17 protein-coding genes and 1 pseudogene are annotated in these 21,834 nt (G+C 58.7%); 9 read left to right on the top strand and 9 right to left on the bottom strand.

Annotation, left to right across the window (positions count from 1 at the left end):
- Positions 1–16: 16 nt before the first annotated feature.
- The 5 genes from FJV47_RS05770 to FJV47_RS05750 are packed head-to-tail and all read right to left on the bottom strand — an operon-like array spanning position 17 to position 5,115.
- Positions 17–841 carry an ATP-binding cassette domain-containing protein gene (locus FJV47_RS05770; RefSeq protein ID WP_159610876.1) on the bottom strand — a complete coding sequence of 275 codons (825 nt, stop codon included), beginning with the start codon at positions 839–841 and terminating at the stop codon, positions 17–19.
- Positions 838–1,677: an ABC transporter ATP-binding protein gene (locus tag FJV47_RS05765; RefSeq protein WP_159610874.1), complete on the bottom strand. Its 840-nt coding sequence runs from the start codon at positions 1,675–1,677 to the stop codon at positions 838–840. The genes FJV47_RS05770 and FJV47_RS05765 overlap by 4 nt, the downstream gene beginning before the upstream one ends.
- Complete coding sequence (locus FJV47_RS05760) at positions 1,677–2,603, bottom strand: ABC transporter permease (protein WP_159610872.1); 927 nt, start codon at positions 2,601–2,603, stop codon at positions 1,677–1,679. The genes FJV47_RS05765 and FJV47_RS05760 overlap by 1 nt, the downstream gene beginning before the upstream one ends.
- Positions 2,600–3,535: an ABC transporter permease gene (locus tag FJV47_RS05755; protein ID WP_159610870.1), complete on the bottom strand. Its 936-nt coding sequence runs from the start codon at positions 3,533–3,535 to the stop codon at positions 2,600–2,602. Before FJV47_RS05755 ends, FJV47_RS05760 begins: the two co-directional genes overlap by 4 nt.
- A 2-nt stretch (positions 3,536–3,537) precedes the next feature.
- Positions 3,538–5,115 carry an ABC transporter substrate-binding protein gene (locus tag FJV47_RS05750; protein WP_159610868.1) on the bottom strand — a complete coding sequence of 526 codons (1,578 nt, stop codon included), beginning with the start codon at positions 5,113–5,115 and terminating at the stop codon, positions 3,538–3,540.
- Between the two features lie 201 nt (positions 5,116–5,316).
- On the opposite strand from FJV47_RS05750, the gene FJV47_RS16565 reads away from it, so the two are divergent.
- The 5 genes from FJV47_RS16565 (at position 5,317) to FJV47_RS05725 (ending at position 11,418) form a co-directional block, all read left to right on the top strand.
- The gene (locus tag FJV47_RS16565) at positions 5,317–6,558 is read left to right on the top strand and encodes a four-carbon acid sugar kinase family protein (protein WP_159610866.1); all 1,242 of its coding nucleotides are present in this window, start codon (positions 5,317–5,319) and stop codon (positions 6,556–6,558) included.
- Positions 6,555–7,571, top strand: coding sequence for a 4-hydroxythreonine-4-phosphate dehydrogenase PdxA (gene pdxA, locus FJV47_RS16560; RefSeq protein WP_159610864.1), 1,017 nt, complete (start codon positions 6,555–6,557; stop codon positions 7,569–7,571). The genes FJV47_RS16565 and pdxA overlap by 4 nt, the downstream gene beginning before the upstream one ends.
- 68 nt (positions 7,572–7,639) lie before the next feature.
- Positions 7,640–8,407: a DeoR/GlpR family DNA-binding transcription regulator gene (locus FJV47_RS05735; RefSeq protein ID WP_159610862.1), complete on the top strand. Its 768-nt coding sequence runs from the start codon at positions 7,640–7,642 to the stop codon at positions 8,405–8,407.
- A 423-nt stretch (positions 8,408–8,830) separates the two neighbouring features.
- A complete protein-coding gene (locus tag FJV47_RS05730) occupies positions 8,831–9,955 on the top strand; it encodes a PrpF domain-containing protein (RefSeq protein ID WP_159610989.1) in 1,125 nt (374 codons plus the stop codon).
- Positions 9,956–10,161: 206 nt separating this feature from the next.
- Positions 10,162–11,418 (top strand): SLC13 family permease, encoded by a 1,257-nt coding sequence (locus FJV47_RS05725; RefSeq protein WP_235026366.1) that lies wholly within the window; start codon positions 10,162–10,164, stop codon positions 11,416–11,418.
- A gap of 160 nt (positions 11,419–11,578) precedes the next feature.
- On the opposite strand, the gene FJV47_RS05720 is transcribed toward FJV47_RS05725, so the two are convergent.
- On the bottom strand, positions 11,579–12,574 hold the full coding sequence (locus FJV47_RS05720; RefSeq protein WP_235026358.1) for an iron chelate uptake ABC transporter family permease subunit: 996 nt from the start codon (positions 12,572–12,574) through the stop codon (positions 11,579–11,581).
- Positions 12,571–13,653, bottom strand: coding sequence for an iron ABC transporter permease (locus FJV47_RS05715; protein WP_235026357.1), 1,083 nt, complete (start codon positions 13,651–13,653; stop codon positions 12,571–12,573). Before FJV47_RS05715 ends, FJV47_RS05720 begins: the two co-directional genes overlap by 4 nt.
- An 85-nt stretch (positions 13,654–13,738) precedes the next feature.
- Here FJV47_RS05715 and FJV47_RS05710 point away from each other — a divergent pair, with 85 nt between their 5' ends.
- Positions 13,739–14,770: an ABC transporter substrate-binding protein gene (locus FJV47_RS05710; protein ID WP_370514945.1), complete on the top strand. Its 1,032-nt coding sequence runs from the start codon at positions 13,739–13,741 to the stop codon at positions 14,768–14,770.
- 377 nt (positions 14,771–15,147) lie between these two features.
- On the opposite strand, the gene FJV47_RS05705 is transcribed toward FJV47_RS05710, so the two are convergent.
- Together FJV47_RS05705 and FJV47_RS05700 are read right to left on the bottom strand one after the other, a co-directional pair.
- Positions 15,148–15,396, bottom strand: coding sequence for a carbonic anhydrase (locus FJV47_RS05705; RefSeq protein ID WP_061955886.1), 249 nt, complete (start codon positions 15,394–15,396; stop codon positions 15,148–15,150).
- A 94-nt stretch (positions 15,397–15,490) separates the two neighbouring features.
- A pseudogene (locus FJV47_RS05700) lies at positions 15,491–15,817 on the bottom strand (NADP-dependent isocitrate dehydrogenase); the annotation flags it as partial.
- Positions 15,818–16,464: 647 nt separating this feature from the next.
- Between FJV47_RS05700 and FJV47_RS05695 the strand changes: the two are divergent.
- The 3 genes from FJV47_RS05695 to FJV47_RS05685 all read left to right on the top strand — a co-directional run bounded on the left by FJV47_RS05695 (position 16,465) and on the right by FJV47_RS05685 (position 21,833).
- Entirely contained in the window at positions 16,465–18,744 is a 2,280-nt protein-coding gene (locus tag FJV47_RS05695; RefSeq protein WP_159610858.1) for a bifunctional SulP family inorganic anion transporter/carbonic anhydrase, read from the top strand.
- Between the two features lie 843 nt (positions 18,745–19,587).
- A complete protein-coding gene (locus FJV47_RS05690) occupies positions 19,588–20,232 on the top strand; it encodes a TetR/AcrR family transcriptional regulator (RefSeq protein ID WP_159610856.1) in 645 nt (214 codons plus the stop codon).
- Complete coding sequence (locus FJV47_RS05685) at positions 20,229–21,833, top strand: carboxyl transferase domain-containing protein (RefSeq protein ID WP_159610854.1); 1,605 nt, start codon at positions 20,229–20,231, stop codon at positions 21,831–21,833. Before FJV47_RS05690 ends, FJV47_RS05685 begins: the two co-directional genes overlap by 4 nt.
- Position 21,834: the final 1 nt, after the last annotated feature.

The raw sequence follows: 21,834 nt of genomic DNA, 5'->3' as shown, positions 1-21,834 counted from the left end.
CTCGTCGTTTCTCGTCTTAGCTTGTTAGTCCAGCCAGTAGCTGCCGTGGTTTAACGCCTTCCATCACGCTTGGATCCAAGGCCGCGCGACGGAGTTTGCGTGTGTATTCTTCATTCGGTGAGCTCAGTACCTGATCGGTGGCGCCAAATTCAACGAGCTTTCCGCGTTGCATCACCATCACCTGCTGGCTGATTTCCTGAACCACCCCAAGGTTGTGGGTGATGAAGACGTAGGAGATCCCGGTGTCTTCCTGAATTTCAGCGAGCAACCGCAGCACCTGAGCCTGCACGGAAACATCCAAGGCGCTGGTGGCTTCATCGCAGACCAGTAGTTCTGGCTTGGAGGCTAGAGCCCGAGCAATGCCGATGCGTTGGCGCTGACCTCCGGAGAACTCATTGGCCCGCTTGTGCAACGCGGTTTCAGGTAGACCCACCCGATCCAGAAGCCGCTTGGCTTCCCGAGTACGATCCTTGGCGGTCCCTACTTTGTGGATGCGCAAGGGTTCGGTAATGATCTGCTCGGCACTATGGCTAGGGTCCAAGGAACCGTAGGGGTCCTGGAAGACCATCTGGAACTTGCGACGCAGTGGACGCAGTTGCCTTTCACTTAGTGCCATCAGGTCGGTGCCATCAAGCAGGATCTGCCCCGAGGCCGGCTTGATCAGGCGCATGATGGACTTGGCGATGGTGGACTTACCGCAGCCCGATTCACCCACCACCGCTAGGGTCTGCCCGCGCTGCACGTCGAAGGAGACATCATCAACCGCACGGAAGAGTCCCTCGCGGGTGGAGTACTCCACGGTCAGATTCTTGACCGATAGGAACGGTGCTTGCTGATTCATGATGCTCCCTTGGATACCATCGAGGATTCGTCCCATTCACCCAGCCGTGGCACGGCCGAAAGCAGTGTGCGGGTGTACTCTTGCGCCGGTGCGTCAACAATTTGTGCCGCCGGACCGGACTCAACAAACTTGCCGGACTTCATCACATGAATAGTGTCGGAAACTAGTCGTGCAACGCCAATATCGTGCGTAATCATCAGTACCGAAATGCCTCGGGTTTCCTGCAGTTCCAGCAAGAGGTCCAAGATGCCGGCCTGCACGGTAACATCCAGTGCGCTGGTTGGTTCATCGGCCACCAGCAGTTCTGGTTCACTGGCCAACGCGATGGCGATCAGTACACGCTGCAACATACCGCCGGAGAGTTGGTGTGGGAATTTGCTCAGTTGCTCTTCAACCCGTGGGATGCGTACCTGGCCGAGTAGTTCGATGGCTTTGGCCTGCAACTGTTGTTTGCCGGTAATGCGTCCAGCCACCTTGATCGCTTCGCGTAGCTGTGAGCCGATGGTGGCCACCGGATTCAGCGCGGTCATCGGATCCTGTGGGATCAACGCTAGGCCTCGTCCGCGGAACTTGTTGATGGCCTTGGGATTGGACACCACATCCTCACCCTTTATGCGCACTTGCCCCGAGAGTACCGCCAGACCCTTGGGCAAAAGCTGGAGTAGGCCCATGGCGGTGGTGGACTTGCCGGAACCAGATTCGCCAATGATGGTCACGGTTTCGCCGTGGCCGATACGCAGGTTCACGTTATCCACCGCTTTAAAAACACCGTTTTCGGTCATGAGTTCAACGCTGAAGTTCTGCACTTCCAGCACTGCAGTGTTCTGCTGGCTCATCACTTACCTTCCTTCTTTGACGAGCGACGCAGGTTGCCGTCGCGTAGTGCGTCACCGAGCAGGTTGACCCCAACCACGAGCACCACAATGAACAGACCTGGCAGGGTCACCATCCACCATGAGGTGGTGATGTAGTCCTGGCCATCGGAGATCAGTCGACCCCAGGTGGAGAACGGACGTTGCGGTCCAGCTCCGAGGAAGGACAGCGCACTTTCCAACAGCACCGCTTGGGCCAGCAGGAGCAGGATCACCAAGCTGGCCTGCTTGAAGATGTTCGGGATCACGTGCTGGGCCAGAATCTGTACCTTCGGCAGACCCAGAGTTTTGGCCGCATCCACATAGGGCTTTTCGCGTTCCACCAACACAAGCGATCGTGTCAGTCGAGCCACTTCGGGCCACTGGGCGATGGCGATGACACCGGTGATGACCGGGATGGACGGACCAAAGAGGGCCACCACCAACAGAAGCATCATCAGCAGTGGCAAGGACAGCTGAGCTTCAAGTACGCGGGAAATGATCACGTCCGCCCACTTACCGTAGAACCCGGCGATGGATCCGAGGATCACGCCCACCGCGCCGGAGACCACCACGGCCAGCACACCGATCATCAGCGAGGTTTGACCACCGAAGAGTACGCGGGCGAGAAGGTCTCGTCCCAGCTGGTCGGTGCCGAACAGGTGCCCATCCACCAAAGGCGCCAAGCGCCTGGCGCCCAGATCCTGCATATTCGGGTCGGCAATAGGTAAGAGGTTGGCCATCGCGATCGGTACAACCACGATCAGGGTCAGGATGGTGCCCAGCCACAGTTTAATGCGGGTGGAACGGGCGCGTCGAGCCGCCGAAGACCCTTTGATCTGCGCTTTGGTGACGGCCGAACGGCGTACCGGTTCAGCGGCGTGGGTGGGGTTATTAACGGTGGTGCTCATGCCGAAGCTGCCTTTCCGAGGCGGACCCGTGGGTCCAGCAGTGGGTAGGCCAGGTCGATCAGCAGCTGGACGGCGACGGCCAGCAGCGCGGTGATCAGTACGGTGGCCTGAATCAGGGGGTAATCGCGTGTTTCCAAGGCGCGGACGATCAACGAGCCAACACCGGGCCAGCCAAAGACCACTTCAACTACGACCACGCCGTTGAGCATGGCGGCAAATCGGGTGCCCAGTGCTGTGAAGACCGGGATCCCGGCATTACCCAGTGCGTAGCGCCAGGTCAATACGCGTTCGCTGACCCCGCGTGAACGGGCAATGTTCAGGTACGGTGCGTTGAAGTTGTTGACCATTTCCCGCTTGACCATGCGCGAGATCAGGGCGACCTGCAAGATGGCCACGGTGATCGTCGGCAAGACCAGACCACCCCAGGTGGTGAAGCCGGAGGCTGGGAACAGTGGGATGATCACCGAGAAGCCGGTGAGCAGCATGATGCCGGTCCAAAAATCTGGCATGGACTGTCCGGCGATGGTCAGTACGTTCACGCCCAGTTCTGCATCGGTATCCGAGCGGCGAGCCATCCACATGCCCAGCGGAATCGCGACCACAGCGGCCAGCAGAATGGAGCTGGTGGCTAGGGTCAGGGTGTAAGGCAGGCGATCCATCACGACCTGCACCGCAGGAGCCTGGAAGGAGTAGGACTGGCCAAGGTGGCCGGTAAACAGTTGGCCGATGAAGATGATGTACTGCTCAAATAGTGGCTTATCCAGACCGAATTGTTCGCGCACCGCGGCGAGCTGTTCGCTGGTGGCCAGTGGTCCGGCAAAGGAAGCGGCCGGGTCACCCGGTGCCATGCGGATCAGCAAGAAGACTACCGATACGGTCAGGAATACCGTTAATAGTCCCTGGCCGATGCGCTTGGGTAGATAGGTCAACACGTTTAGCTCTCCAATCCAACACGGGCCAGCGGGTAGGCGTTGGCGGCGGATAGTTCTAGATTTTGCACGCGATCACGGCGGGCAAGAATTGATTTGGGGGTGAACGCCCAGGCGCAGGGCCAGGTATCCCAGACTGCTTGTTGCGCGTCCTTCAAGTACGCGGTGCGTTTTGCTTGATCGACTTCTGAGGCCGCGCGCACGATCTTTCGTTCAACGCTCGGGATCACGTAACCCTGGTAGGTGTCGCGGGTCTTTTCCTTTTCCGAGGTCCCTGCATACATTCCCTGCAGCATCGTGATGGCTAGACCGGTGGGGCTAGAGAAGCCGTTACCCAACAGGTCCCAGTCCCCTTCCTTACCTTGACGCCACTGCAGAATATTTCCGCCGGGTTCAAACTGCTGCAGTTCGGTTTTAACCCCGATATCTCCAAACATCTGCACCAGCGCTTCCATGATCGCGGTGTCAGAGGGGAATTCGCCAGTCTCCCAAATGATCTTGAGCTTCAAATCATCCACCCCAAGATCCGCGAGCATCGACTTGGCCTTGCCCGGGTCATACACGTAGTCGCCGGTCTTGGCGAAACCGGTCAAGCTCGTGGGGGTCACGCCCTGAGCTTGTTCCACGGTGTCGATTAGTACGTCATGCACCAGTGCTTGACCGTCCACCGCGTAGGACAGGGCCTGACGGACCTTGGCGTCGGAGAGCGGGTGCGACTTTGGCTTGCGGAAGTTGTAGAAGATCTGGTTCAAACGCAGCGAGGAGGCGGTCTCGATAGTAACTCCGGGAAGTCCTTGGAGCTGCTCCATAGAGTTTGGGGAAATGGAGTCGATAACATCCACTTCGCCACTGCGCAGGGCAATCACGCGGGAGGATTCTTCAGGCAGGAAGCGCACGTTGACCTGGCGGACCGGTGCCGGTTCGCCCCAGTACTTTTCGTTTTTCACCAGCGTGTAGGTTCCCGCGCCACGGTCGAAGGACTGCACAACATACGGCCCGGTACCCACACCGGTCTGCAACTCTTCTGCCTTATTATCTTCGGCAGGTGAGATCAGGATCAGTGCCATCAGTGCGTCGAGGATCGGAATCGGACCCTTGGAATCCAGATGGAAGTTTCGCTCATCTACTTCGGTGACCGTGGGGAATTCGGGGAAGAAGCTGGCAACGAAGGAACCTTGCACCTTGGAGTACATTTCCAAAGCTGTGGCCACGTCCTTGGGCTTGACCTTTCGGCCGTCCGAGTAGGTGATGCCTTCGCGCAGTTTTACGGTCCAACGCGTTGGTGCGGTCATCTTCATGGACTCGGCCAGCATCGGGATCGGGGCGATATCTGGTCCGATGGCTGTCAGTCCTTCGCGGACCGAACGCTGAACGGTAACCGCCGCATCAAACTGGTTGAGCTTGTTATCCAGCGATACCAGCGAACGGTTCAGGGCCAGGGTCAGAGTATCTTTACCGGGCAACCCGGTGGGGCCGGCGCACGCGGTGGCGCTCACTCCCACTGCCGCAAAGAGCCCGGCGGCTGATGCCAGCTTTAATAGCTGACGTCGGGACATCTGCGGAGTTGAGAATTCTGCGGTCATCTTCGACCTCCCAATCGACTTTCTGGAGCGTTTCGCCCCATGTGCTTCAAGGGCCATTCACTCACCGTGATTTGTAACTCATGTCACTTTGTCACGATTGCGCGAAATGCGCAATAGGCATAGCGCATTTCGCGCAACTGTGTCATGATGACTGCAGAAGCACACCGACCCCCGGACGCATTCCCACCCATCCTCAAGGAGGTGACAAGCACCAAAATGACCAAGAAACTCGCGGAATTCCTGATCCTCGCCGACGATTTTTCCGGCGCCTGCGAAGTATCTCTACCGTGGAGCGATCACGGATTCTCAACTCGGATTTCTTTGGATTACAACCGAAGCACTTCGCAGAACACGCAGCAGGTGGTTGTTGCTGATACCGATAGCCGCTATCTCGAACCGGCCGCCGCCTACCAACGCATTGGGACGCTGAGCCAGGCAGACGCAACGCACACCAGCATCTTCAAGAAGATCGATTCTTTGTGGCGCGGCAACATCAATGCAGAACTTAAGGCCCTAGTTGCTCAGGGCTACACACTGATCATTGCCGGGGCCTTACCACACCTGAACCGCAGCGTTGTTAATGGTCGACCTTTGGTTGATGGCCAGCCTCTCTGGGACACCGATGCTTGGCACGTTGAAGCCAACCAGGCTCCGGACTCGATCGCGCAATTGCTCTCTGGCATGGAAAGCACCAACCTCCAGGACCCGGCAACGCTGGACTCAGATGCGGGATTCACCCACCAACTGGCCACCGCGGCAGCCACCCATCAAGCAGTGATCGTCGACTGCGCCACCGATGCTGACCTGAGACTCATCGCAAGGACATGGCTGGCTTTACGGGCCGACACCCAGCAGCGCACCCAACGCAGCATCCTCGTGGGCACCGGCGCGCTCAACGCTGCCTTAGCTCGCGAGTTGGCGGCGGCAGCAGTGCCCGGCAGCGTAGCCAATGAGCAGAACCGACCACCGATCAGCACTGGAATTCGACCGCTTCTGAGCGTCGTAGGTTCAGCTTCTGGCCCCTCTGGAAAGCAGCTGGATCTCGCGGCCCAAGCAGGAATTCCTTGCGCCGAAACAGCTGAAGAACTGCCAACACCACAGGACGGAACGCCGGTCATTCTGCGCGCAACGCGCACCAAGTCGACGCCCACACAGGTACTTGAACAGCTTCGCTCGCAGGTGACTTCGTGGCTACGCACTCGCCCAGAAGCCGACCTGTTCCTCACCGGCGGCGAAACCGCCCGAGCAGTTCTCGATGACCTTGAGCTGACGTCACTGACCCCGATCAAAGAACTCGAACCCGGGGTGGTTATCTGTCAGGCATCCGATGGACGCCTGATCGGCACCAAACCGGGTTCCTTCGGTAGCCCCAATATTCTCACCCAAGCACTATCCACCTTGCGCCAACTACGCGCCCCTCTTTCACAGGAGACAAAGCAATGAGCACCGCCACCCTAGATACCCGCCCATTTATCGCCGTCACCATGGGAGATGGTGCCGGAGTTGGCCCCGAGGTCACCGTTGGCGCTTTAGTCGACGAAAATGCCTACAAGATCAGTCGCCCCATTGTTATTGGCGACGGCTACCGCCTGACCCTCGGCGCCAAAGCTTTGGGCCTGGACGTAGACATCGTAGAAATCACCGAGGTCTCCCAAGCAGAATTCACTCAGGGACGCATCAACGTGATTGACCCTCACCTACTGTCCGAAGACCTTGAATGGGGCAAAGTTTCCGCAGAAGCTGGCAACGCCGCGTACCACTACATTCGCATTGCCTGCGAACTGGGCATGCGCGGTGAAGTCCAAGGTATCTGCACCGCACCCCTGAACAAGGCAGCCTTGCACGAGGCTGGCCACATCTACCCGGGACACACTGAATTGCTGGCCCACTTCATGGGCATCGATGAAGTCTCGATGATGCTCTCAACCCCCAAGGTCAAGGTCATCCACGTGACAACCCACATCGGCCTGATTGATGCCATCAAGAAGATCGAGCCGGGTCTGGTTGAGCGTACGGTTCGCCGTGGCCACGAAGCTTTGGTCCGCGCAGGGAACCCAGCTCCAAAGATTGGCGTCTGCGCCATCAACCCCCACGCCGGTGAGAATGGTCTGTTTGGTTATGGCGAAGAAGAAGAGAAGATCATCCCTGCCCTAGAGAAGCTCCAGGCCGATGGGGTTAACGCCATTGGTCCACTGCCGGCAGACACTGCATTCTTCCTTGCCGGACGTGGTGACTACGACCTGATCGTGGCCATGTATCACGACCAGGGCCACGGCCCGGTCAAGGTTCTTGGCATTGAAGCTGGCGTGAACATCACCGTTGGCCTGCCGGTGATTCGCACGTCGGTTGATCACGGTACCGCTTTTGATATCGCAGGTAAGGGCATTGTTGAAGTGGGCAGCATGATCGAGGCCTTGACGCAGTCGGTCAATCTGGCATCGGTACCGGTTAAGTAAACGAACCGCACCAATGCCGATACACTCGGCGTAGTAGATTCACCGAATCGTCATCAGGAAGGGGTCCAATGTCAACCAGCGCCAAGGTACGCCAAGGACAAATCCTTGAGCTGGCCAACACCAGTGGGCTGGCTAGCGTCGAGGAACTCTCCGAACGATTCGGTGTCACTGCTTCCACGATTCGTCGCGATCTGTCCCGGCTGACCACCGAGGGCAAGATTGCGCGCACCTACGGTGGAGCGATGCCCCTGACCTCACCGGTCATTGAATCCACTTTCCGCCAGCGGAACATGGAGAACGCCGCGGGCAAGAGCGCCATTGGGCGCAAAGCTCGTTCCTTGGTGACTGAGGGACAAACGATCCTGCTTGATTCTGGTTCCACCGTGGCCGCCTTGGCTCATGAATTGCGTGACGCCACGGAATTAACCGTGGCGACAACCTCACTGGTGGTAGTTGAAGAGCTGATCGAAGTGGAGCAGGTACACGTGGAATGCATCGGCGGCACGTTGCGCCATCGCAGCGCAGCGTTTGTGGGCCCCCTGGCCGAATACGGCCTGGAGCGCATGAGCTTTGATGCTGTTTTCCTTGGGGCCGACGCGGTGACCCCAGAAGCGATTTGCGAAGCGGATCTGGTGCAGACCCGTCTCAAGGAAAAGATGTCCTCACGCGCGGCCCGCGTATTTGTCTTGGCTGATCACTCAAAACTCAATCAGCACCCGTTCCATGCCTGGGCCAAATTGCCAGACGGCTGGACACTAATCACTGACGCACAGGCGACCTGCGATCAGCTAAAGCCATTCCAGGACGCCAAGGTCAACATCATGGTTGCTGACTAACCGCGACCTCGCTCTTCGACAATTTTTGTGCCGATGGCACCACGTATTTCGTGGTGCCATCGGTATTTTTGATAGCAGCAGAGGTACCGGGACAAACGAAGGTCCAGACGCGGTGTTAAATTCTTTTCACAGAAATCGCGGCACACCTGTAAGTAATGCTTCAAACAATTTCATCAATGGTTCAACCGCTGAAATCACTGAACTCTCCGTGGGAATTCTTGGGTATCACTCACCGCCAAGCGGCAGAACTTCAAGCGCATAGACCCATGAATTAGGCAAATTAAGTATCACTACAATATATTGAAGTTTCAGTACGTAGACTTCAAATGTGATCCACATTATGTTCGTTGTGTAGCCGGATGACACTGAATCCGGACCGAGTGACCGGGAGACGAGCGGGCACAACGAACTGTAGGAATGATGATGAACATACAAGCCGAATGGATGCGTGGAGGTACCAGCAAGTGCTGGATCTTCGAATCCGATCACGTGGAGCAAACAGGGATCAGCCTTGATCTGTTGCTCCCGAGAATCTTCGGAAGCCCTGACTCGCGACAGATCGATGGCGTCGGCGGTGCAACTTCCACCACGAGCAAAGCGATTATTCTCACGCCCTCCACCGAAGCAGGTGTTGATGTTGAATACACCTTCGCTCAGGTTGGCATCGAGGAGGCCGTCGTGGACTGGGGTAGCAACTGCGGAAACTGTTCAGCAGTAGTTGGCTTGTATGCCATTAAGCAGCGGTGGGTCGCTCCAACAGATGAAATCACCCGCGTTGTTACCCGCAATACGAATACCGGTCAGATCATCGTCCAGCGGGTAGACACTCCAAATGGCGCCCTGCCCATCGTCCCGCAGGCACAGATGCCGGGCGTGGCAACTCCCGGATACAAGGTAGGCCTAGGCTTCTTGGATCCGGCAGGCAAAACCACCGGAACATTGCTTCCAACCGGCAATGCCAGCGACGAACTGAAGGTTGCCGGTCGCAGTTGGAAGGTATCCATGGTGGATGCCGGGGCACCGGTCGTGGTTATCCGCGCCGAAGACCTCAGCCTTAACACCAACGACTACGATTCATGGATGTCCGCGGTAGAACTTCAGCTTCCACTTCTTGACCAAGTTCGACGCGAAGCTGCCGTCCGTATGGGGCTAGCTGCCACACCGGAGCAGGCCGCCAGGGCCATCCCTAAGCTAGCCATCGCGGCAGCCCCCGGGGTAGAATCCGCCAATGATATCAACGTCATGATGCTCTCCATGGGTAAGCCGCATCCGGCGCTGGCGATCACCGGCAGCATCGCTTTGAGTCTCGGAGCGAGGACCGCAGGCACGGTATTGCATGCCATCGTTGGCGATGCACCGCGTGCCACGTTGCGCCTGCGGACCCCCGCAGGTGTCATTGAGACCTTCAGCGAGGAACGCGACGGGTCACTATTGATCGGTGCGGATCGAACCGCCCGCTCGATCGCCAGTTCCATAATCCACCTCCCAGAGTCACTCGGCAGTGATGCCGGGGTAAAACTACACAGCGCTAGCCGCGCAGGAGCATGACAATGAGTAAAACTGAGCTCGACGTTGCGCCAGTGACCGAAGATGAGAACGTTGATTTCCACACCGTCGATCCTCGACGTCAGAAGCGCCGCACCCGCCGCAATATCCTGATCGTTGGGATTGTCGCCGCCGCTGCCCTACTGATTGCACTGCTAGTCGCACCGAACCTCGGTGATTCCACGACAGCAACAGCGCCCGGGGCCAGCCTGACTTTTGAACAAATCGTCCCATTGGTCGTTCTGCTCTTGATGTTCATCATTGCCACCAAGTGGCCAGTGAATATTGGCGTCATGGGCCTGGTCGCGTCCTTCGGCATCGGCTACTTCATGCTGGGCATGGACGATAAGGAAATCCTCGAAGACTTCCCGGCCAGCATTGTGCTGACCATCATCGGTGTCACGTACTTCTTCTCGATGGCTCAGCACAATGGAACCATCAACGTCATCGTGCAAAACTGTGTCCGGCTGGTTCGAGGCAAGACGATGCTGTTGCCATGGGTATTCTTCCTCGTTGCTGCAGCGCTGACCTCTCTGGGAACCTTCTCCCCTGCGGCGGTGGCACTGCTTGCTCCTGCGGCGATTGGTTTCGCCTACGAGTCACGGATCCACCCGTTGCTGATGGGCGTATTTATCATCAACGGCGCACATGCCGGCGGGTTCTCTCCCTTGTCTGTGGCCGGCGTTTTGGTTCACGACATTGCCATGGAGAACGGCTTCCCCATCTCCCCCAACGCATTGTTCCTCGCCAGCTTCGCGATCAATCTGATCCTCTCGATCCTCACCGTGATCGTTTTTGCGGCCATGGGCAAATTACGTACCGGCAAAGGAACTTCGCACAGCGAGGTAGAGAAATCACGTAGCACTCGTCCACAGGGGCAACAGATCTACACGCTGATCCTGATCGGCGCAATGCTCTTCTGCGCTTTGGTACTGCGCCTTCCTATCGGATTTGTCGCACTGAGTGCAGGACTGTTGCTGGCATTGTTGAATATCAAAGATCAGCACAAGTTTGTTGCAGGCATTTCTTGGTCCACGGTTCTACTGGTGGCCGGCATGATCACCTACGTATCCTTGCTGACTCACATTGGTGTCATTGATACCTTGGCTCACATGGCTTTGGCTTTGGGAGCACCAATCCTGATTGCCTTGGTGCTGTGCTACGTGATTGGAATTGGCTCGGCCTTCGCTTCCTCGACCGCATTGCTCGCAGCATTCATCCCGCTGGCTGGCCCGCTACTGTCCGTCAGCTCACTGAGCGCCTCCGGCACGGTGGCAGCCATTGCCATCTCCGCCACCGTGGTCGATGTGTCTCCGTTCTCGACCGCCGGTGCATTGGTCGTCGCCAACGTGAAGGAAGCCGAGCGTCAGCGAACCTACAAGCAGCTGATGATGTATGCAGGTGCCATCGTTCTCCTGGCCCCAGCACTATCATGGGCGCTACTGGTACCAACCGGAATCATGTAAAACTACATACACCCAAAGTTGAGGGCGAGAACCGCTATCGGTTCTCGCCCTCAACTTCAACTGTTCAGCTTTTTGCCGTGTTCAATAATAATGAAAAGCTCTTTAGACTGAACGCCGCATGCCTTGTCTCCCGCGAAGTGTTCGCCTCGACTGGATCGCCTTAGACCTTGGCCGTTCTGCGGTTCAACAAGTAGATCAGGTACACACCACCGAAGCACACGGTCACCACACCAACAGGCAACTGCACCGGGGCGAAAAGACGCTGCGCTAGCGAGTCACTGCCCGCCAACAATAATGCGCCCACCAGCGCAGTTGGAAGCAACTGCAACCGAGAACTACCCATGACGCGACGAGCAATTTGTGGGGCCACTAGGGCGACAAAAGCGATCGGCCCGGCAACGCTGGTAACCGCTGCGACTAAAAAGACTGCGAGCACCACAAAGAGCAATTTGGTTCGTTCAACCCGCATGCCCAATGCCCGGCAGAGGTCATCGCCTAGCTGTAGCATTTGCAATCGGGAGCTACCAGCTAGCAAGGCTAGGGCGCAAAGCACGACCAGCACCATCGGTGGAATCACCGTCGCCCAACTCAGACCGTTTAACGTCCCGGCACCCCACACGGCTGCCGCCATCGCCACATCCAGCTCGGCGCGCAGCACCATGAAGTGGTTAAACGAGGCCAGCACCGAGGAGATGCCGATGCCCACGAGGATCAGTCGGAATCCCGCGGTGCCATTGCGCCACGCTAAGAGGTAAACCAGGAACGCGGTAAGCAAACCGCCAATCAACGCACCCACGCTCGTGGCAACATAGCCGCCGCCAACAACGGTCAGGGCCACCAACGCACCGGTATAGGCACCGGTGGAAAAGCCGATGATATCTGGGGAACCCAAGGGGTTTCGGGTCAAGGATTGGAAGACCGAACCTGAGAGCGCCAGCGCCGCACCGAAGACCAGCGCAGCCAGGGCCCTAGGCATGCGCCATTGCCAAATGACCATATTCTCGATGCCTTCACCGCCACCAAAAAGTACCCGCACGACTTGCCACGGGCTCATCTGATACTCGCCACCAGAGATGGCCAGGACACTCACCCCAAGGCATAAGAGCAGGAGAATGACCAGGGTGCTCGGCGCAGCCAGTGCCTTACGTAGGTTCACAGGGCCACCGCCTTTTTCCCGCGGGCAATCATGATTAGCAAGGGAGCACCAAGGAAGGCCGCCACCACACCAGCCTGCAATTCACCAGGCAAGAGCACGCGCCCGAGCATGTCGGCACACAGCAATAACATCGGAGCAATCAGCGCGGTAAAGGCGATGATCCATCCGGTATGTGCACCGGCCAGCCGCCGAGCTGCATGTGGTGCCATCAAACCGATAAATCCGATCGCACCCACCGCGGCCGTTGAAGCTCCAGCGAGGATTGTAATCGCCAGCAATACCAACACTCGTGTTCGCCCGATATTGGTTCCCAATGACCGGGCGCTATCTTCGCCCAACGCCAAAGAATCCAATGACCTCGCACTGCTCGCGGCCAACACCAGGCCAACGAGCAAACACCCTGCAAGCGTGAGCACTATCGAGGAGTCACGGCCCTGCAAAGAACCGATGGTCCAGGCACGCAACTGATCAAAAGCTTGCGGCTTGATCAGGGACAGGGCTGTTCCCACTCCGGTCAATACCGCCCCGATGGCCACACCGGAAAGTACCAGGCGTACCGGATCACTGGATCCAGGCCGAGGCATGCCCACCAAATACACCACCGCCGTAGTCAGCAGCGCACCGAGGAAAGCAAACACGACGTAGCCATTAAAGCCCTGCACGCCAAGGAAACCGACCGAAATCACGATGGCCAAGGAAGCCCCGGCGTTCACACCTAAGATTCCAGGTTCCGCCAACGGGTTACGGGTCAGACTTTGGGCCAACACTCCTGCGACGCCAAGTCCCAAACCAGCAAGTACGGCAAGTAGTGCGCGTGGCAATCGCGATTCAACCACGATGCTGCGTTCCACCGTTGGTGCGGGATCCGTCAGTGCGGTAATAACATCGCCCAGTGGAAGCTGACGGGATCCAATGGCCAGTGATAGAAGGACGAGCGCCAGCAGAACCGCCGCAAGCACAAGTAGCAGGATGAGCTTTCGCCCTGTGCTCACACCTCGCGGCGCAGGTGCGCGCATCGCCTTGGCCGGGCTGGATGGATTAGCGCTAATGATCGGCGCCCTTCGTGGGAGGTACTGCAAGGAACATAGTTACTCTACCGCGCAACGAGGAATTCTTACGCAATAACCTTTGGATACCCTTAGTGAAATAGGGTATATTCACTGTGTGAATTTTTCTAAGTTGGGCGCTTCATGGCGCCGCACCCTGATTGCCACCACCGCCCTTGCGCTGGTCGGCCTTACCGCCGGTTGCGGCGCGTCCACCACAAGCGATTCCGGTTCAGGAAACAAGGACGTTGCGATCGGAGGCGAGCACTTCACCACCGCAGATGAAGAGACCGCAAAGTTCGGCTCCGACGCCGAAGCCGGCCAGTTCCCCCGCACCATCACCCACGCCAACGGAACCACCACCCTGGAATCCAAGCCACAGCGTGTCGTGGTTCTGGATACCGGTGAATTGGATGCCGTGATTTCCCTGGGCATCACCCCGGTAGGCATCCCTTCCACCGAGGGTTCCAGCCCCATTCCTAGCTACCTTGCCGATAAGGTCAAGGACGCCAAGACCGTTGGCACCATCCAGGAACTGAACCTGGAATCCATCGCGGCCCTGAAGCCGGATCTGATCATCGGCTCGCAGCTGCGTGCTGACAAGCTGTACTCCCAGCTCAACGACATCGCGCCAACGGTCTTTTCGATCCGCCCTGGCTTCCCTTGGAAGGAAAACTTCCTGCTCGCCGGTGAAGCCCTCGGCGAGGAAACCAAAGCCGTGGAAACCTTGAACGCCTACCAGGACAAGGCCACCGCTCTGGGCAATGACGTGAAGGGCGACCCGGAGATCTCCCTGCTGCGCTTCATGCCAGAAAAGATCCGCCTCTACGCCAACAAGTCGCTGATCGGCGTGATCCTGAAGGACGCTGGCCTGAAGCGTCCCGATAACCAGAACATCGATGATCTGGCCGCCGAGATTTCTGCAGAGAACCTCACCGAAGCTGATTCGGACTGGATCTTCTACTCCTCCTACGGCACCCCCGAAGCTACCGGCGAAAAGGCTGCCATCGAAGGTCCACTATGGAAGAAGCTGAAGGCCGTTCAGAACAATCAGGCTGTCCGCGTCAACGATGACGTTTGGTTCCTGGGCTTGGGCCCAACCGGCGCCTCGCAGATCCTCGATGACCTGCGCGGCTACCTCGTCAAATAGGCAGTCCCATTCCCGCACCGGATGTACTGCAACCCTGAAGCTTGTGCTCAGCCCGAGCATAGAAAGCGTGGGTAACGTAGTAACTACCTCATTGAAGGTGCGAGTGATGATCGTAGAAATCCCCGCCGGCCCAGCCGGCGGGGATTTCGCTTTAACTTCGAGTTCGGCGCGGGCCTAGCTCTCCAGCCAGCTCACTTCCCCGGTCTCCAAATCATAAACACCTGGCACCACTCGGGTCCGCTTTTCTTGAACGGTTTTGCGGATTATGACTGAGCACTCTAGAAGTTGCTCAGCGACGGCGAGCGCGTTGGCCTTCGCCACCTTATTCACCGCGTCACTGCCCGATCCCTCTACTTTAGCCTTGCGGTCCACTGAAGCTATTTGTTCAGCAAAGTCATCCATTTCTCAGGGGAACTGCGGGTCCTTTGGATCTTTTCCATGGCTTTCAGCGTTCCGGTTACTGCACCGCAGGCAGTATGTCCGAGGATCACCAGGAGTGGACCCGAGTACGGGCTAGAGACTGCAAATTCCATGCTACCCACCAAGGTGTCATCAAGCACCGCCCCAACCGTACGGGTGACAAAGAGGTCTCCGATCCCCTGGTCAAAAAGCAGTTCAGGGGTCACCCGGGAGTCCACGCAACCATGGACAAGGCGAAGGGGCTCTGGTGTTCGACTTGCTCGTCACGTCGATGTGAGCCCTGGATGGGATGCTGCACTTCGGGTTGTCCGGGCAGTCAGGCTGTGCGTAAGCGGCAGCCTGCAACTCAGCGATAACAGTCTTGAGCTGTGGGATGGATGCCGAGATGCTTGGCAGTTTGATGATGTTGGCTTCTGGGGACTTGGCTAGATCGCCAAGTTCTGCCAGAGCATCGCCGATGCACTGTTCTTCGGTGACATAGTCAGGGAAGGTAGCAGTAATGCGGCCTGCCAGCGAGATATCGCGGGCCGCAAGTTCCACGCCTGCGGTCGACGCGAAGGCCTCAACGATTCGCAAGAACGAGTGGGTTGCCAGCATCAGGGCTTCATCGGTGTGGGTGTAAATAATTTGGCCATTGGTAAGGCATCTCCCTCAATGTCGTGCGGAAAGTTCTGTGCACGGCCCCTGACTCAACGTCCTTAGATTTACCCGATTTACGCACGGGGCACACTTCAGCACGTCACAGGACCGCAGCATGACCGCCAGCTTTAGGGCTTTAACAAGGGGAATCAATGGCAAACAGAGGCGCAACATTCAGTTAGTAGCCAGTAACTGAATTGCCAAAGAACGCCCCGACGACAACCACGGACGGCCCATGCATTCAATGAGGCAGCCGCGCCACGCCTTGCCCAGGCGACCCCGGGACCAGTGACTTTCAGTGCCCCGGCGCGAGGTCGCGATACCCCCACCAAGCGACATTCATGATAACTATTCTCATTATCATACAAGACGTGTAATCGAAAATTTATTTCAACTCCAATCGCCGAAGAAAAACTTACCTTAACATTTTCGCTGAATTATGCTCGGCCAGGAATGAATATCAAAGAATCTGCACAAGATACTCATGGCTCTTCGTAACTTCCCCGCAATTTATATGACAAGAAACTGAAAATATCTAATGCTGTAGTTGTAGTTGACGAGGATCCAGATTGCCGCATCACCGCGTCTGCCCTTCCGTCGCATCGACTGAATCAACGACGAAACAGGAGTACACAGTGTCCTTGCCCGGAACCGCAAAACATCCTACGACCGGCAGTCCGCCGCCCCGCACCGCAGGCCACTGGCGACCTGACATCGCCGCCTCTCTGGTTGTCTTCCTAGTAGCCCTGCCGCTGTCTCTCGGAATCGCCACCGCATCCGGAGCGCCGATTATGGCCGGCTTGATCGCCGCAGTCATCGGCGGCATCGTCGCCGGTTCCCTCGGCGGCTCCCCCCTGCAGGTCAGCGGTCCCGCGGCCGGGCTCACCGTGATTGTCGCCGGGCTCATCAATCAATTCGGATGGCAGGTCACCTGCGCCATCACAGTCTGCGCGGGAGTATTGCAGATCCTCTTCGGGCTCAGCCGACTGGGTCGGCTCGCCCTGGCGATTTCGCCCGTGGTGGTTCAGGCGATGCTCGCGGGCATCGGTGCCACCATCGTGCTGCAACAGGTGCACACTCTGCTTGGCGCCCAGTCGCGCAGTCACGCCTGGGAAAACATCGCCGCACTGCCGGAAAGCCTGATCGGAATGCACTGGCAGGCGGCACTCCTGGGCCTGTCCGTCATCGCCGTCATCCTGATCTGGAAGCGCCTGCCCGAGAAATTCCGCAAGGTGCCGGCCCAGCTGGTGGCGGTAGCCGTAGTGACCCTCTGCTCCCTGCCCCTGGGCGGCGCCGTCGAGCGAATCAACCTCACGGGCAATCTGCTCGAAGTGATCGCACTGCCGTCGCTGCCCACCGGAGGGTGGGGGCTCTTCGCCATCGGTGTCGTCACCATGGCCCTGATCGCCAGCGTCGAATCGCTGCTGTCTGCAGTCGCAGTGGACCGCATGCAGCATGGACCGCGCACCAACTTCAACCGCGAACTCATGGGACAGGGCGCAGCCAACATCAGCAGCGGCCTGCTCGGCGGTCTTCCGGTGACCGGTGTGATCGTGCGCAGCGCCACCAACGTTGCTTCCGGCGCACAAACCCGCGCTTCTGCCGTGATGCACGGCGTCTGGGTGCTGTTGTTCTCGCTGTTATTCGCACCGCTGATCATGCAGATCCCGATCTCGGTGCTTGCCGGGCTGCTGATCGTTGTGGGCATCCAGCTGATCAAGGTCGCCGACCTGCTCAATGCACGCCGCTCCGGCGAAACCATCGTGTACCTTGCAACCTTTGCAACGGTAGTCTTCGAAAACCTGCTGGAAGGGGTCATGCTGGGGCTGGCACTGTCCTTCCTGATGGTGCTCTGGCGCGTTGTGCGAAGCAATATCCACGCCGAACAAATCGACGACACGCCCGAAGGCGCCCAGCGCTGGCATGTCATGGTCGAGGGCTCGTGCAGTTTCCTCTCCATGCCTAGGCTCAGCTCTGTGCTCACGGGAATTCCCGAAGGCAGTGAGGTGATCGTGGACATCGAAGCCGACTTCATCGACCGCTCCGTCGCCGAAACCCTGTCCGCGTGGAAGATCCGCCACGAGGCCACGGACGGCCGCGTGAGCATCGAGGAGCATGGCACCGCAGCCCTGCAGAAAGCCCAGGACGGCCCGCCGCAACGCGGCCGCCTGCGTTCGGCGATCAGCAGTGGAATGGCCCCGTGGAACAGCTGGCAGCGCACCCATGCGGGCAACGCTGCTGAGCGAGGAGAAAGGGCCTTGGTTCGCGGCATCGAGCAGTACCACCGCCGTCACGCCCGCATGGTGCAGCCGGACATGGAGGAACTCGCTGCAGAGCAGAACCCGCGGACATTCTTCCTGACCTGTGCGGACTCGCGCGTCATCCCGAACCTCATCACCTCCAGCGGCGCCGGAGACTTGTTCACCGTGCGAAATGTCGGAAATGTAGTCGGAAGCGTGGGTTCCGACCCTGCGGTCGAAGCGGCACTGGAATTCGCCATCAATGAGCTGGGCGTACGCCACCTCGTGATCTGCGGCCACTCCAACTGCGGTGCCATGGATGCCCTGCTGAAGCAGCCGGAGAAAGCGTCATCCGCCACCCCAAGTCCTGTGGAAGGCTGGCTGCGACGACTCCGCGAGGTTCGCGGCATTCACAAGGCCGGACACCAGGTCGGCACTGCAGCACAGCGCGCCGGCTACGGGGAGACCGATCAGCTGGCCATGGTGAACGTCATCCAGCAGATCGAACAGCTGGCCGCGCATCCGATGCTCGCGCAACAGGTCAAGGACGGGTCACTGATTCTGACCGGCCTCTTCTACGACATCGGCGCCGCGCGGATGGTTCGAGTCACCGGCGAGGGGCTCGAAGAGATGGGGCACATGCCCGGTGAGCTGACCGCAACAACCGCCGGATAATCGAAGGGAAATCGAGGCTCAACCCATAAGTGCGCTGGCCAGGCCCTCGCAGCGCACACAGAAGGTTTCCGCCCTGGCCGGTTCCCGGCCAGGGCGGATTTCCTTGTGCAGGCCACTGCCGGGCCGCGATTCACGGAGATCGGCGCCGCGAAGCTTGACTACCGCCGGTTCTGGGATGTGATGAACCAGCTCACCGCGGATCACCTGGAAGAAATCAGCACCCGGGTGGCGGCAAAGACCGTGGCAGAGTACGGCCTGGATACCTCGTCGGCGGCCCTGGACATGACGAACTGGGCAGCATCGAAGAGACCGTGCTGCTCTACCACGACGGTGTCAAGGGCCGACCCCGCGCCCAACGCCCGCTCACCGACCACTCCACGACCGCGGAGAAACTCGCCAAACTCTTCAACCTCGAGACCTACGCCCCCACGCGATAACCGACCGGAAGGCCCCGCCTAGGTAATACGCCTCGAAAACGCCTTGACCAGCACAAACACCACAAAAACAGGTCGCCTTTCGGAAACTCCCCCTAGAAGTCCTGCGCTTGCGGCGAGTAGCCGTCGTCGGCTGGTAGTGGCAACGGCGGTGTCGATGGGTCGTGGCATGGTACTTTCCGGTCGCAATTCATGGGCGCCTGAATATCATCAACTCAGATTTGGTAGTAAATACCATCATGAGTTATCGTCTTCTGCATTTGATTCATAAATGAAATACCAAATATTTCGCACGCCCCGTGGAGCCTGAACATCACCCCGAACGAATCAAAAGTGATTGACACCACAGTTGTTCTCGGCTTGGATAGACACTGTCAATCGATTGATTGGGAACACAAGGTGGTGTCCATTGGAACTGGGTAAAGTCCAGCAAGCAGCGGTGTCCTGCTTTGCGCAACGCGGATTTGCCGCAACCGGCATCCGCGAGCTGGGCACCGCGGTGGGACTGAATTCGGCAACGCTCTACCACTACGTCGGCGGCAAGGAAGAACTGCTGGTGGGCATCATCAAAAACTGCCTCACCTCAATGATCGATGGAGCCACCCAAACACTGTCGGGCACCCACGACCCAGTACGTCAGGTAGCCCTGCTGGTTGCATTCCACGTGGGCTTCACCGCCACTAATCCGCAGACTTCTCGCGTCGCCGAACATGAAATGCGCGCGCTATCCGCCGAGCACCGCCAGCACATGCAAGCCCTCCGCGATGACTACGAGCAACTCTTCGCCAGCGCTTTGCGCGAGGGAAAAAACCAAGGGGTCTTTAATACCGTGGATCTGGGCATCGCCCGGCTGGCCATCATGGAAATGGGCACCGGAGTCTCCCACTGGTACCGACCCGATGGACGGCTCACCCTGCCTGAAGTGCAGCTGAACTTCATTTCCTTGGCCATGCGCATGCTCGCGGTCACTGACGAATTCCCACTGGCCGCCAACCAACTTCCGATCCCCTTAGCGATCGCCAGCGAACCCGAACTACAAGGACTGAAAAAGTGAAGACGCTTTCATCCCAACCGGACCCGGCAGATTTTGAGAAGAACGTTGCCTCCAACGCACCGTTGATCGCCGAGCTTCAAGAACGTCTAGCCCGTGCTGCTCTGGGTGGCCCGGAAAAATCCCGGGCTCGCCACGTTGCCCGTGGCAAGCTACTACCCCGAGAACGCGTGAATCAATTACTCGACGCTGGCTCACCGTTTTTAGAGATCGCACCGTTGGCCGCAGAGGACATGTACGACGGTTCCAGCCCCGGCGCCGGAGTGATCGCCGGCATCGGGTTGGTGCACGGCCGACAGGTCCTAGTCATCGCCAACGACGCCACGGTCAAGGGCGGAACCTACTTCCCTATGACGGTCAAAAAGCATCTGCGCGCCCAAGAAATCGCCCTCGAAAACCACCTGCCGTGCATCTACTTGGTGGACTCGGGCGGCGCCTTCCTGCCCATGCAAGACGAGGTCTTCCCGGACCGCGATCACTTTGGACGCATCTTCTACAACCAAGCGCAGCTTTCCGCCAAGAAAATCCCGCAACTGGCAGCGGTACTCGGTTCTTGCACCGCGGGCGGCGCCTACGTGCCGGCGATGAGCGACGAGACGGTGATCGTACGCAACCAGGGCACCATCTTCCTCGGCGGCCCACCATTGGTGAAGGCCGCCATCGGCGAAATCGTCACGGCCGAAGAACTCGGCGGCGGGGAGTTACACGCCAAGACTTCCGGCGTAGTGGATCACCTGGCCGAGAATGACGAACACGCGCTGATGATCATCCGCGACATCATCTCCACCCTGCCGCCCAACCCCGCCCCGGCGTGGAACATCGAGGCCCAGGTCGCCGAGCCGCTCTACCCGGGCAGCGAACTGGCCGGAGTGGTCCCGGTGGATGTCAACGCCCCCTACGACGTGCATGAGGTCATCGCCCGGCTTGTGGATGGCAGCGCCTTCCACGAGTTCAAAGCCGAGTACGGCACCACCTTGGTCACCGGCTTCGGCCATATCCATGGACACCAGGTGGGGATCATCGCCAACAACGGGGTGCTCTTCTCCGAGTCCGCGATGAAGGGCGCCCACTTCATCGAACTCTGCGACCAGCGCGGCATCCCGCTGATCTTCTTGCAGAACCTTGCCGGGTTCATGGTGGGCCGCGACTACGAGGCTGATGGCATCGCCAAGCACGGGGCGAAAATGGTCACCGCCGTGGCCACCGCCCGGGTCCCCAAGCTGACCGTGATCATCGGAGGCTCCTTCGGCGCCGGCAACTACTCCATGTGCGGGCGCGCCTACTCCCCCCGCTTCTTATGGATGTGGCCGAATGCGCGCATCTCGGTCATGGGCGGAAATCAGGCATCCTCCGTGCTGGCCACGGTCAAGCGCGATGGCATCGAAGCCTCCGGCGAGACCTGGAGCGCCGAGGACGAGGAACGTTTCAAGGCGCCCATCAAAGAGCAGTATGAGACGCAGGGCAACCCGTACTACTCCACCGCACGGTTGTGGGACGACGGGGTCATCGACCCGGCCGATACCCGCCGAGTACTGGGCCTGGCCCTAGATGTTTGCGCCCGCGCACCAATCCCAGAGACCAGCTTCGGCCTGTTCCGGATGTAAG

Origin of the sequence: Glutamicibacter sp. JC586 (assembly GCF_009805585.1) — a bacterium.
GTDB lineage: Bacteria > Actinomycetota > Actinomycetes > Actinomycetales > Micrococcaceae > Glutamicibacter.
Note: the sequence above shows the minus strand (reverse complement) of the source record. Positions and strands in the feature narration are given on the sequence as shown.

Excerpts from the sequence above, each read along its gene's own strand:
- FJV47_RS05770 (WP_159610876.1), bottom strand. The coding sequence starts at position 841 with ATGAATCAGCAAGCACCGTTCCTATCGGTCAAGAATCTGACCGTGGAG.
- FJV47_RS05765 (WP_159610874.1), bottom strand. The coding sequence starts at position 1,677 with ATGAGCCAGCAGAACACTGCAGTGCTGGAAGTGCAGAACTTCAGCGTT.
- FJV47_RS05760 (WP_159610872.1), bottom strand. The coding sequence starts at position 2,603 with ATGAGCACCACCGTTAATAACCCCACCCACGCCGCTGAACCGGTACGC.
- FJV47_RS05750 (WP_159610868.1), bottom strand. The coding sequence starts at position 5,115 with ATGACCGCAGAATTCTCAACTCCGCAGATGTCCCGACGTCAGCTATTA.
- pdxA (WP_159610864.1), top strand. The coding sequence starts at position 6,555 with ATGAGCACCGCCACCCTAGATACCCGCCCATTTATCGCCGTCACCATG.
- FJV47_RS05735 (WP_159610862.1), top strand. The coding sequence starts at position 7,640 with ATGTCAACCAGCGCCAAGGTACGCCAAGGACAAATCCTTGAGCTGGCC.
- FJV47_RS05730 (WP_159610989.1), top strand. The coding sequence starts at position 8,831 with ATGAACATACAAGCCGAATGGATGCGTGGAGGTACCAGCAAGTGCTGG.